At 74.2% G+C, this 11602-nt stretch carries 12 protein-coding genes; 6 read left to right on the top strand and 6 right to left on the bottom strand.

Going from position 1 to position 11602, the window contains the following annotated elements; genetic code table 11:
- The first annotated feature begins 62 nt into the window (after nt 1-62).
- From ACF1AL_RS35045 to ACF1AL_RS35030, 4 genes are all read left to right on the top strand, one after another.
- The gene (locus ACF1AL_RS35045) at nt 63-1073 is read left to right on the top strand and encodes a helix-turn-helix domain-containing protein (protein ID WP_391777728.1); all 1011 of its coding nucleotides are present in this window, start codon (nt 63-65) and stop codon (nt 1071-1073) included.
- 113 nt (nt 1074-1186) lie between these two features.
- On the top strand, nt 1187-2206 hold the full coding sequence (locus ACF1AL_RS35040; RefSeq protein ID WP_391777729.1) for a hypothetical protein: 1020 nt from the start codon (nt 1187-1189) through the stop codon (nt 2204-2206).
- A gap of 137 nt (nt 2207-2343) precedes the next feature.
- Nucleotides 2344-2955 carry a 2'-5' RNA ligase family protein gene (locus ACF1AL_RS35035; RefSeq protein WP_391777730.1) on the top strand — a complete coding sequence of 204 codons (612 nt, stop codon included), beginning with the start codon at nt 2344-2346 and terminating at the stop codon, nt 2953-2955.
- Between the two features lie 111 nt (nt 2956-3066).
- Nucleotides 3067-4287 (top strand): cation:proton antiporter, encoded by a 1221-nt coding sequence (locus ACF1AL_RS35030; RefSeq protein ID WP_391777731.1) that lies wholly within the window; start codon nt 3067-3069, stop codon nt 4285-4287.
- Here ACF1AL_RS35030 and ACF1AL_RS35025 read toward each other — a convergent pair.
- Together ACF1AL_RS35025 and ACF1AL_RS35020 are read right to left on the bottom strand one after the other, a co-directional pair.
- Entirely contained in the window at nt 4273-5631 is a 1359-nt protein-coding gene (locus ACF1AL_RS35025; RefSeq protein ID WP_391777732.1) for an AMP-binding protein, read from the bottom strand. The genes ACF1AL_RS35030 and ACF1AL_RS35025 overlap by 15 nt on opposite strands.
- A 212-nt stretch (nt 5632-5843) precedes the next feature.
- Nucleotides 5844-6422 carry a rhodanese-like domain-containing protein gene (locus tag ACF1AL_RS35020; RefSeq protein ID WP_391777733.1) on the bottom strand — a complete coding sequence of 193 codons (579 nt, stop codon included), beginning with the start codon at nt 6420-6422 and terminating at the stop codon, nt 5844-5846.
- Nucleotides 6423-6503: 81 nt separating this feature from the next.
- Here ACF1AL_RS35020 and ACF1AL_RS35015 point away from each other — a divergent pair, with 81 nt between their 5' ends.
- Nucleotides 6504-6791, top strand: a complete 288-nt coding sequence (locus ACF1AL_RS35015; RefSeq protein WP_366837479.1) for a metal-sensitive transcriptional regulator — start codon at nt 6504-6506, stop codon at nt 6789-6791.
- A gap of 12 nt (nt 6792-6803) precedes the next feature.
- Here ACF1AL_RS35015 and ACF1AL_RS35010 read toward each other — a convergent pair whose 3' ends face one another.
- The 4 genes from ACF1AL_RS35010 to ACF1AL_RS34995 all read right to left on the bottom strand — a co-directional run bounded on the left by ACF1AL_RS35010 (nt 6804) and on the right by ACF1AL_RS34995 (nt 10500).
- Nucleotides 6804-7553, bottom strand: coding sequence for a sulfite exporter TauE/SafE family protein (locus tag ACF1AL_RS35010; RefSeq protein WP_391777734.1), 750 nt, complete (start codon nt 7551-7553; stop codon nt 6804-6806).
- A complete protein-coding gene (locus tag ACF1AL_RS35005) occupies nt 7550-7747 on the bottom strand; it encodes a rhodanese-like domain-containing protein (protein ID WP_391777735.1) in 198 nt (65 codons plus the stop codon). The genes ACF1AL_RS35010 and ACF1AL_RS35005 overlap by 4 nt, the downstream gene beginning before the upstream one ends.
- 56 nt (nt 7748-7803) lie before the next feature.
- Nucleotides 7804-9168 carry a rhodanese-like domain-containing protein gene (locus tag ACF1AL_RS35000; RefSeq protein ID WP_391698705.1) on the bottom strand — a complete coding sequence of 455 codons (1365 nt, stop codon included), beginning with the start codon at nt 9166-9168 and terminating at the stop codon, nt 7804-7806.
- A 246-nt stretch (nt 9169-9414) separates the two neighbouring features.
- Nucleotides 9415-10500 carry a GNAT family N-acetyltransferase gene (locus ACF1AL_RS34995; protein WP_391777736.1) on the bottom strand — a complete coding sequence of 362 codons (1086 nt, stop codon included), beginning with the start codon at nt 10498-10500 and terminating at the stop codon, nt 9415-9417.
- 377 nt (nt 10501-10877) lie between these two features.
- Here ACF1AL_RS34995 and ACF1AL_RS34990 point away from each other — a divergent pair, with 377 nt between their 5' ends.
- Complete coding sequence (locus ACF1AL_RS34990; protein WP_391698708.1) at nt 10878-11600, top strand: glycosyltransferase; 723 nt, start codon at nt 10878-10880, stop codon at nt 11598-11600.
- Nucleotides 11601-11602: the final 2 nt, after the last annotated feature.

Here is an 11602-nt window from a genome sequence, read left to right as displayed (position 1 = left end):
ACAATGTCGGGCATGCCGCCTCGATCCGGGGGGAATGCATGGCGCGGCCCGAACAACGACTCGTGCGTGACGGCACTCCGCTGCGCGAACTGGCCTTCTGGCTGCGCGACCTGCGCACCGGATCGGGCCTGACCTACGCCCGGCTGGCTGCCCGCTCGGGCTACTCGGTCAGCACCCTGCAGGAGGCCGCCGCCGGACGCAGACTGCCGACCCTGGCGGTGACCGTCGCCTTCGCCCGCGCCTGCGGCGCCGACCAGGCGGCCTGGCATGGGTACTGGACGCAGGTGCGCCGGGCCGTGGACAGCGGGAGCCCGGTGGCTCCCGTACCGCCGTGGGGCGCGGGCACGGCCGGGACACGGGAAGAGACGGAGCGTCCGGGAAGTCCGGCCATTCCCGAACAGCCGCGCGTAATGCGTGAGTTGGAGGCCTCTCACGAGTCACGAGGCCCCGGTCCGGGCGAGTTGGTGGGTGCCCGCGAGTTACGGGGCCCGGGCCCGGACGAGTTACCGGGTCCAGACGCGTCCCGGCCTACGAGTCACCACCCCGCTACGGCCGGCGACGTGGACGAGTTGGGCCCGCCGCAGTCGGCCGTCCCACCCCGCTCCAAGGCCCGCACGGTCCGGATCGCCGCCGCCTCCGGCCTGCTGCTGATGGCCGTCGGCGTCCCCGGCGGACTGTGGCTGGCTCTGTCGCCCGACCGGCCGGCGCACCGCGACTTCGCCTCCGTCGTCGTCCAGAACAAGGTGGCCATCGGCCCGACCGCACTGGTGGAGGACAAGACCCCCGCCTACCTGTCCAGCGAGACGATCTCCCACTGCGCGGCCCGTGGCTGCAAACTCGTCGGCACCGAGATGTGGAGCGGCGCCAAGCTGGTCGTCTTCTGCTGGACGCGCGGGGAGAAACTCACCAACGAGGACATCACCTCGGCGGGCATCACGTCCAACAGAGGCGGTGTCACCTCCGACCTCTGGTACCGCGCCAAGTGGAAGGACGGCCGCTCGGGTTACTTCCCGGAGGTGTACCTCGCCCCGGCCGGCCGGGGCGGCTCCGGCCTCGCCCACTGCACCGGCTGAGAACGGGCCGGCGCACCGGAGCGGCGGTGCGTAGCCGGAGGGCTACGGCGCGCGCCCGCCCGCCCCTATGCTGAGCCCGTTCCGCTGTCGGCCACACCTCGGGGGAGTCACCTGTGAGCAACTGGAACCCAGGCGGGCAGCCGCCGCCCGGCCCGCCCGGCGGGTACAACGCGCCGCCGCCGGGACCGCCCCACCCGCCCGGCGGGTACAACGTCCCGCCGCCCGGCCCCTACCCGCACCCCGGACCGTACCCGCCCGGCCCGTACCCGCAGCCCGGACCGTACCCGCCCCAGGGCAACGGCGTTCCAGCGCCGCACGTTCCGCATCCGTACCCGCCCCACCCCGGCTACCCCCACCCCGGCTACCCCCAGCCCGTGCGGCCGCCCGGCCCGTTGAGGCGGCTGCTGCGGCGGATCGGGCCGATCAACACCGCCCGCCGCGTGTTCAAGCCGTCCCGGCCCGGGCTCGTCGCGGACGAGGCCGTCGCCCGCATGCAGAAGACCCGTACGGCGGTCGGTCTGTGCGCCGTGGCGTGGGTGTCCCTGTCGTACAAACTCGCCCCGTCCCTCTCCGACGTGGCCAGTGACCGCGCCAACCAGTCGTGGATCACCGTGCTGATGCTGGCGGTGACCCTCCCCGTGGCCCTGGGCGTCCTGCTCGCGCTCACCGCCCCGGACGCCCGGCGCGAGCTGCTGCGCCGGGCCCTGCGGTGCCTGGGCGCCATGGTCGCGCTCATTGCCGCCGCCGCCGTCTTCCCGGCGAGCGTGCTCACCGGCTTCGTCGAAGGACGGCTGGCGACCAACCCGGTGATGACCGTCCTGACGTACGCCGGGCTGCTGGTCACCTTCGTGTGGGTGCTGCCGTTCGTCCTCGCGGGCGTCGGGCTGGCCCTGATGCACGTGTTCCGCACGGCCGACATCCACCAGACGGTGCCGCCGCTGCTGACGATGATCGTGGCGTGGGAGATGACGCTCGTCGACCTGTTCACGGGCGCCTACGCCGGCGTGCCCGGCCCGGTGCGCGCCCTCATGGTGCTGGGCGCCCCCGCCTCGGTGACCGCCGTCGGCCTGTGGGAATTGCACCGGCTGCGCGTGCACTACGGCATCGCCGTCCGCGGCATGCTGACGCGCTAGCCCCGCCGCCCCCCCCCGGCGACGCCGGGCCGGGTGCGACCGACCCCGTAGACGTGTCAGCGCCTGTCGACGTGCCTGACCCCGCCGACGGGCCCGCGCCCGTCGCGCGACCGGTGGCCGCCGGGGAGCATGGGGGTGTGGACGCGTACCCGGAGGCCGGCGGTGCCGTACCGGTGGAGGCGCTCGAGGTGGCGCCGACGCCCCGGACGGCGGTGGCGTGGCTGCCGCCGGCGGAGCTGTGGCCGGCGATCCAGGACATCCGCCGGGAGCACGACCCGCAGATCCGGCGGTGGCCACCGCATGTGAACCTGCTGTTCGGCTTCGTACCCGAGGAGGACATCGCGCGGGCCCTGCCGCTGCTGTCCGCCGCGGCGGCACGGGTCGCGCCGTTCCGGGTCCGCCTGTCCGGCGTGCGCTCCTTCCGGCACCGGCAGTATGCGACCGTGTGGCTGGATCCGGCGGCCGCCGGCGCGGCGCCCTGGACCCGGCTGTACGAGGAGCTGCTGTCGCGGTTCCCGCTGTGCCGCGGCCGCGGCGGCCCGTTCACCCCGCATCTGTCCCTCGGCCGCACCCGGGAGCCGCGCCGTCTGGCGGCCGAGTGCGCGGCCCGGCTCGGAGCGCTGCCGGCGACGGTCGACGAGGTCGTCGTGCTCGCGCGGCGCGGCGACGAACCGATGTGTCCGCGCGCCGTCATCGCCCTGGGTACGGGCTCCGTGGAGCGCCTTCCCGCGCCGTTCCCCGATTCCTGACCGACGCGCACGGAATGCGGAGCGAACCGGGACGTGGCGGACGAGCAGGGTGTATCGGGTGAAATAGGCTCGGTGCGCCATCGCAGCATCCAGTAGGGAAGGCGTGATGCCGTGCTCGCCGTAGCGGTTATCGCGGGAATCCTGTTCGTGTGGTCGCTTCTCGCGCACCGGCTCTCCCGGTGGAGCATCACCGCGCCCATCGCCATGATCGGCACGGGGGTCGCGATGACCGCGGGCTCGGACCCGCCGCTGCACTTCGACCTCGACACGACCGTGTTCGAGCACGCGGTCGAAGTCGTCCTCGCCCTGCTGCTGTTCGTGGACGCGGTCGAGGTCCCCGGATCCGTCATCCGGCGGGAGAGGAGCCTGTTCGTGCGGCTGCTGGCGGTCGCCCTGCCGCTCACCCTCTGCGCCGCGTTCGCCGTCGGCTACTTCTTCTTCCCCGATCAGCCCCTGTGGCTGCTGGCCCTCCTGGCCACGGTCGTCGTCCCGCTCGACCTCGCGCCCACCGCGACCGTCGTCCGCGACCGCCGGATCCCCTCCCGCCTGCGCGACGTGCTGAACATCGAGGGCGGACTCAACGACGGCATCCTCTCCCCGGTCTTCCTGCTGTGCATCACCATCGGCGTCGAGTCGCACGCGACCCACTCCGACTACACCGACGCGCTGCTGACGGCGGTCGTGGCCTCCGCCTGGGCCCTCGGCACCGGCTTCCTGGTCGGCTCGGCCGGCGGATGGCTCCTCGGCAAGTCCTGGACCCACGGCTGGACCAGGGCGACCGCGGTGCGGCTCGGCGTGTTCGCCGTGCCCATCGCCGCCTACACCCTCTCCGTCGCCCTGGGCGGCAACGGCTTCGTGGCCTCGTTCGTGGCCGGTGTCTGCTTCGCCCCGTCGATGCGGCACCTTCCCGAGAGTGCCGTGTACATGGCCGACGACCTGGTGACGCTCATGGCGCTCGCGCTGTGGTTCGTCTTCGGGCAGATCATCAACGAGGCGTTCACCGTCGACATGCCGGCCTCCGTCGTGCTCTACGCGCTGCTCGCGGTGACGCTGGTCCGTCTCGTCGCCGTGCTGATCGCCCTGACCGGCAGCCGGATCCCGTGGGGGGACAAGCTGTTCCTCGGCTGGATGGGGCCGCGCGGGGTGACCACGATCGTGTTCGGGACGCTCGCCGTCATCGACCTGCCGACGCGGCAGGCGGACTTCATCGCCCAGGTGATGGTGATGACCGTACTCGCCAGCATCGTCCTCCACGGCGTGAGTGCCGAGCCGCTCGCCCGGCTGTATGCCCGCGCCGGCCGCGCGAGCCCGGTGAGGTCACCGGCCGGCTGACGCCGCGTCCGCGGGGGAGCCGGTCACCACGAGGTCGCCGTCGGGGGTGCGCCGCGCGCGGACGCCGGTGCGCAGATGGCCGTCGGCGGTGAAGGCGCGCGCGTTGTGCTCGGGCGCCCGGTAGTAGCCGCGCACGACGGCCGGGCCGCGGGCCAGCAGTTGGCCCGTCTCCCCGTCCGGCACGTCCTCGCCGTCGGCGCCGACGATGCGGATCTGGTCGTCGGGGGAGAGCGGACGGCCCTGTGTGGTGAAGGCGGCCTCGTCCGGATCGCCGGGCCGGGTGAGCGTGAGCGGCCCCTCGGCCAGGGCGAAGACCTGCTGCGGACGGCAGCCCAGTTCCTCCCGCACGCGCAACGCGGTCGCCCGGTCCGGCGGCCCGCCGCCGAGCTGCACGAGCCGCAGACTGCTCACATCGGCCCGCACGGTGGGCAGTACGTCGAGCCAGTCGCGGACGACGGCCGGCGTCACCGAGGTGAGGGTGACCCGCTCGCGCGCGATCAGTGCGAGGCAGGCGCCCGGGTCCGGGTCCTCGGCCAGGACGACCGTGCCGCCGGCGAAGAGGGTGCCGACGATGCCGGGGCAGCCGAGCGCGAGGGGGGACTCGGCGGGCAGCGCGGCGAGACAGACGTCGTCCTCGGTGAGCGCCACCGCCTCTGCGGCGCCCCGGACTTGACAGGCGTAGTCGTCGTGGGTGCGCGGAACCAGCAGCGGCTCCGCGCCGGTGCCCTCGGCCGTCAGGAAGAAGGCCACCTGGTCGGCGCCGCGCACCAGCGGCCGCTCCGGCGGGGAGTCGACGGAGCCCAGCGGGAAGTAGTGGCAGCCCGACGCGTCGATGCGCAGTCCGCCGTACGGGGAGGACGTCCCCGCAGGCTCGTAGAGGAACGCCCGTCGCAGGAACGGCCCTTGACCCGCGATCTCCGCCACCCGCGCGATGTGGTCGACACCCCCGTGCACCGCGGGTCCGACGTAGCCGGCGGCCTCGGCGATCCGCACCACGCGGCACACCTCGGCCGTGCCGTGGGACAGCGGGCACAGCACGGGGTACGTGCCGGCGCGCATCAGCGCGAACACGGTGACGACGAACTCGGGGACGGATGGCAGCTGGACGACGATCCGCTGCCCGGGCCGCAGACCGCGCAGCCGGAACCCGGCCGCCATGCGCTCCACACGCCGGTTCAGCTGCGCGTAGGTGAGCCGGGTCGCGCCGTGCACGAGCGCGGTCCGCGGCCCGTACCGCACGGCCCGGTCGCGCAGCAGGTTGTCCAGCGTGTGGCCGCGCCACTGCCCGGCCGCCCAGTACCGGTCGACGAACACCTCGGGCCAGGGTGTGCAGCCGTCGAGCATGGGATGTCCCTCGCTTCCCTCGGTACCGGTCCGCCGCGTCGGAGGCCGCCGCGTGGACGGCGTTCCGACCCGGTGATCCAATCCGCCGGCGTCTCCACCGGCAATGCGCCGTCCCCACGACAGCGGCGGGACTCGCTCGGCGGAACGTCCAAGGCGTCCCGTGACACGCGTGCGGTGCCGACGACCCGGTGAGGGCGGCGGGGCCGTTGCCGTCAGCCGCGGCGCAGTGCTGCGAGCGTGGTCGCGAGGTCGGCCGGGCGGGGGCGGTTGTGCGGGAGCCGGGCCAGCAGGACGGCCATGCCGCAGGTGTCGGTGAGCGCGGACAGGGCGAGGCCGGCCGCGACGCCGGCCGCGAGGAGCTGGAACGCCGGGTGCAGCAGGAGTCCCAGGACCAGGCCCAGCAGGACCAGCGTGCCCGCGGTGAACCGGACCTGCCGTTCCATGCTCCAGCCGGCGCGGGGGGAGCGGGCGGCGGGCCGCCGCAGGTCGTGCCCCTCGGCGGCCCAGGCGGTGGTGCCGCCGGCGAGGGTGGCCGCCGTCACGCCCTGCTCGGCGAGGATCCGGCAGGCGTTCTCGGAGCGGGCTCCGGACGCGCACACCAGGAGAAGGCCGCGGCGGGCGGCCGCGTGCCGGAGGTCGGGCAGCGCCTGGCGGATCCGGTCGAGGGGGATGTTGAGGGCGCCCGGCAGGTGCCCGCCGGCGTACTCGCCGGGGGTGCGGACGTCGATGACGGTGACGTCGTGGAGGCGGGCGTGGGCCTGGGGGACGTCGAAGGTGACGGGAGTGGTCATGGCAGAGGTGATCCTTGGTGTTCGCCGCCGTCCCGAACCGGGACGTACAGTACCCCTAGGGGTATCTTCGGAGGAGTGAGCGTGGAACTGGAGCTTGAGGGCGAGTCCCTGCGGTCCGTGCTGAACCGGCTGCGCCGTGCGCAGGGTCAGATCTCCGGCGTGATCCGGATGATCGAGGAGGGCCGGGACTGCGAGGACGTCGTCACGCAGCTGGCCGCCGCGTCACGCGCCCTCGACCGGGCCGGGTTCGCGATCATCGCGACCGGCCTGCAGCAGTGCGTCGCCGACATCGAGTCCGGCCGCAAGAACGGGGAGGACACCGAGGCGATGCGCGCGCGGCTGGAGAAGCTGTTCCTGTCGCTGGCGTGAGGAGCCGGGCGGTCATCGCAGCACCGCGTCCACCAGCATGAAGGCGGCCACGGCCAGCAGGACGACGGCGAACACCCGCTGGAGCGCGGGTCCGGGCAGTTTCGCCGACAGGCGTTTGCCGTCCCAGGCGCCCAGGACCGCCGCCGCGGTGAACGGCGCGACGACCGCCCAGTCGAGGCCGTCGGCGGTGCCCGCGCGCATCACCAGCGCGGCCAGCGAGTTCACCGTGATCACCAGCAGACTGGTGCCCACGGCCTCCCGCATCCGGATGCCGAGGACGCCGACCAGCGCGGGCACCGCGAGGAAGCCGCCCCCGACGCCGAGGACACCGGTGACCGTGCCCAGACCGGCACCCGCGGCCGCCGCCCGGCCCGGCCGCACCTCGACGGGTTCCGCGACCGAGCCGCGTGCCGTGAGCATGCGCATCGCGGCGGCGGCCGCGACCCCCGCGAACGCCACCGTCAGCACACCCGCCGGCAGACGACTGGCGAGCGCGCCGCCCAGCATCGCCGGGCCGGTCCCGGCCGCCGCGAAGAGCAGCCCCGTGGACCAGCGGACCTGGCCCTCGCGGCCGTGCGCGACCAGGGCGACGACGGAGGTGACGGCGACGATCAGCAGGCTCGCGGTGGTGGCCGCGACCGGGGTGAAGCCCAGCAGGTAGATCAGCGCGGGCACGGCCAGCACGCTTCCGCCGCCCCCGAGGGCCCCGAGCGCCAGGCCGATGACCGCGCCGGCGGCCAGGGCGAGGACCACCGCGCTCACGCGACGCTCCCGTCGCCGCCGGCCAGGGCGGTGAGCGGCGGATGCACCGCGCCGGGGACATGCCCCGCCCGCCACTCGTCCCGCTCCCGTGTGTCCCGCAGTGCCCAGGCGTTCCCCGCCTGCCCCGTCCGGGCGGCGGCCTCGGGCGCGGTCACCGGGCCGGGGCCGCTTCGGCCGCGTCCGGCAAGACGCATGGCTCTTCCTCGCTCCTGTTCGCTCTCTCGGGTGCCGTGGTCCTCGACGCCGGCCATCAGCGGGTACGGATGGTGAGTCCGGCCTTCCCGGCCGCGTCGAAGGAGTCGTCGACGGCGACCACGTCACGGCCCGCGGCGTCCAGCAGTGAAGCGGCGATGGCGGCGCGCATGCCGCCGCCGCAGTGCACCCACACCTGGCCCCCGGGCACCTCGGCCAGGCGGCCGGGCAGGGTGTGGAGAGGGATGTGCACCGACCCCTCGACGTAACCGCCGCTGCGTTCGGCGTCCCGGCGGACGTCCAGCACCACGACGCCGGGCTCCGGGTGTGCCGCGAGGTCGGCGAAGGTGGCCCGGGGGAACGAGGCGAGGGCTTCGCCCCGGCGCACCCACTGCTCGGGCCCGCCGGTGGCCGCGGCGGCCGGGCGGTCGATCCCGACCCGGGCCAGCTCGCGCTGCGCGGCGGCGAGTTGGCCGGGCGACTCGGCGAGCAGGGTCACCGGCTTGCCCCAGGGGATCAGCCAGGCCAGGTAGGTGGCGAGCTGCCCCGCGGCCTCGAAGTTGAACGAGCCCGCCACGTGCCCTTCCGCGAAGGCGAGGCGGTGGCGCAGGTCCACCACCCACTCCCCGGCGGCGAGCCGGGAGGCGATCTCCTCGGCGTCGGCCACGGCCGGCGGGGTCAGGTCGACGGGCGCGGGTCCGGCGGCGTTGGCCGGGCCCATGTGCGTGTAGTAGGCGGGGATGTCGTCCAGGCCGGCGAGCAGGTCGGCGACGAAGTCGTCGGCATCGCGCAGGAGCGCCTCGTTGGAGGCCTTCTCCTTGCCGATCGTGCTGGACGCGCCCTGGGCCTGGCCGGAGGAGCAGAAGCTGCCGAAGCCGTGCGTGGGCAGCACCTCCGTGCCGTCCGGCAGCTCGGCCGCCAGCCGGTGCGCGGAGGCGTGCTGGGCCCTGGCCAGCTGTTCCGTCAGGCGCGGCTCGACCAGGTCGGGCCGGCCGACCGTGCCGATCAGCAGGGAGCCGCCGGTGAACACCGCGACCGCCGTGCCGTTCTCCTCCAGGACGTAGGAGGTGTGGTGCGGGGTGTGCCCCGGCGTCGCGAGCGCGCGCAGGGCCAGGCCCGCGGGGGTGTCGATCGCGTGGCGGTCGCCGTCGTGCACGGCGACGCGCCGATAGGACACCCGGGCCCCGGCCGGCACGAGGTACGCGGCGCCCGTGACGCGCGCCAGCTCCAGCCCGCCGGTGACGTAGTCGTTGTGGAGGTGGGTCTCGACGACATGGGAGACACGCACCCCGCGCCGGGCCGCCGCGGCGATCACCCGGTCGATGTCGCGCGGCGGATCGACCACCACCGCCGTCCGCTCACCGCCTGCCAGGTAGCTGCGGTTGCCGAGCCCGGCGACCTCGATCGTGTCGACGAAGAACACGGGTACTCCCTTCCGGTGTCATTACCCCCCGGGGTATACATCGACCGTAGCACGATTACCCCCGGGGGTATTTAGGAGGCCCGGAGAGACCGCGCTCACGGTGACCGTGGCCCGCCGGATCAGACACCCTCGGCCCGACCGCCCGACCGCCCGACCGCCCGACCGCCCGACCGCCCGACCGCCCGACCGCCCGACCGCCCGGCGGTGGCTGTTCGACCCGGGCGACCGCCCCGGCGGCCCGCCGGGTCAGGCGCCGCGGAAGCCGATCGCGCGTTTCGCCGCCCTGCGCAGCGCGCGGTCGGCGGCGTGCAAAGGCAGCCGCTCGCGGTAGTACAACGGGGAGGGGAACTCCTCCGTCCCGAAGGACTGCTTGAACCGGGCGAGGGACGCCCCTTGCGCGGAACCGCCCATGTCGTAGCGCCGGCAGCCCGCCTCGCAGGCCTCCTCGATCGCCAGGCGGTGCAGCAGATGGTTGGCCCGCGTCGGGTGCGCCAGGTCGCGGTTCATGGCGGCACGCCAGAACAGCGCGTGCCGGCCGTGGCGCAGCACCACGATCGCCGCGGCCGGCTCCCCGGCGTGCCAGGCCATCCAGATCGCGCACGAATCCCCGAGCCGGGCGGCGACCGTCTCCAGCCGGTGCCGGGGAAAGGCGTGGGTGCGCCGCCACTGGGCGAGCGCGAGCGGTTCGTGCTGCCGGGCGGCCCAGCGGACGATCGACTGCTCGAACAGGTCGTAGAACGCCGGGACGAGACGCCCCGTGCGGTCCACCTCCACCTGGAGACCGGAGCGCTCGGCGCGGCGCACTCCGCGCCGCACCCCCTGGTCGAAGCGGCGCTCCCAGACGGCGCCGAACCCGCCGTCGAGATCGAGGACATGCGCCCGGTGCTCCTCCAGCCGGAACCCCGCCGGTGTGCAGCGCGCCCACAGGTGAGCGTCCTCGGGGCGAAACCGCACGGCGACCCTCAGGGCGGGGCGGGCCGCGAGGTCCGCGAACACGGCCGCGGCCTGCGTGGGACCGAAGTCCCCCGCCGTCACCGGGCCGCCGATGCCCCACTCGCCCGGCCAGGAGGCCTCCGTCGCCCAGCGCCACGGCGGTCGGCGGTGCGCGACCAGCGGCAGCACCGCGCGTCCGCCGTCCGCGAAGTCGTACAGCCGGCTGACGTCCCGATAGGGCCCCGTCGCGCAGACGCAGTCGAGCCAGGCCGGGGTCTGGGTGGCATGGCTCGCCGGATCCCCGTCGGCCAGTTCCCACCAGGTCGCGCGGGGTGCCGGGGTGGTGATCCGCGCGGGACCGACCGGCGTGTCGATCAGGAGTACAGCGGGTGCGTTCACGGCTCCTCCCCGCCCGGGACGGACTCCTTGGGCCGACGGTATCCGGACTAAGGTCACGCATCAATGTTTACGGTGTAAAGTTGCGACAGAAACTTAAATCGTTGACATGTGCGACAGAGGCTGTCTAGGTTGTTATCGCCGTTGTCGGCGAAAGGGGTCTTCGGTGTCCTCGGACCAGGCAGCCGGCTGTCCGGCTCTCCCCGCTTCCCACCCGCTGCCGCGGGTGTTCGACTGGCCGACGCGCTCCTCGCGGCGGTCCCACGTCACCCCGCGCCGCCGGCCCCGGGTGACCAGCCACTGTCTGCCGCAACCCGCCGGTGCCGACGACGAACCGGGCGACCAGGCCTGCGGCCACCACCGTCAAGGGGCGACGCCCGATGGTGTTTGAGCTCACCCGGCCCCCGGTGGACCTGGAGCTGATCGTCCCGGCGTTCAACGAGGAACGGCGGCTCCCGTCCACCCTGAGGGTCACGATCGACTATCTGGCCGCACGCCCGTGGAGTTCGGCCGTCGTGGTCGTCGACAACGACAGTGCCGACGGCACGCACGACGTCGTGCGCCGCTTCGCGGACTCGCCCGTGCGCGTCCACATGATCGGCTGCAGCGACCACGGCAAGGGAGCCGCGGTCCGCCGCGGCATCGCCACCTCCTCGGCCCGGTACGTGGGCTTCGCCGACGCCGACTCCGCGACGCCCATCGAGACCCTCGACCGCGTCATGGCGCTGCTCGACCAGGGCCACCGCGTCGTCATCGCCTCACGCCGGGCGCCCGGCGCATGCTACGAGGTCGAGCAGTCGGCGCTGCGGCGTTGCGGCGGCTGGATGTTCCGCCGGCTGGCCCGGCTGACCGTGCCGGACGTCGCCGACACCCAGTGCGGTTTCAAGGTCTTCGACGGCCCGCTCGTCCGCGAGGTCCTGCCCGACTGCCGCATCGACGGATTCGCCTTCGACGTCGAGATCCTGGCCAGCGTCGTACGGCGCGGCCACCGGGTGACCGAAGTGCCCGTCGCCTGGTCCGACGTACCGGAGTCGACCTTCTCGGCCCGCCGGGACGGTCTGCGGTCGATGGCCGACCTGATCAGGCTCTCTCTTTCCCGGTGACC

The sequence above is a fragment of the Streptomyces sp. NPDC014801 genome, assembly GCF_043082085.1.
Classification (GTDB): Bacteria; Actinomycetota; Actinomycetes; order Streptomycetales; family Streptomycetaceae; genus Streptomyces.
The sequence above is the reverse complement of the archived record's forward strand: the minus strand, read 5'-3'. Positions and strand labels throughout refer to the sequence as shown.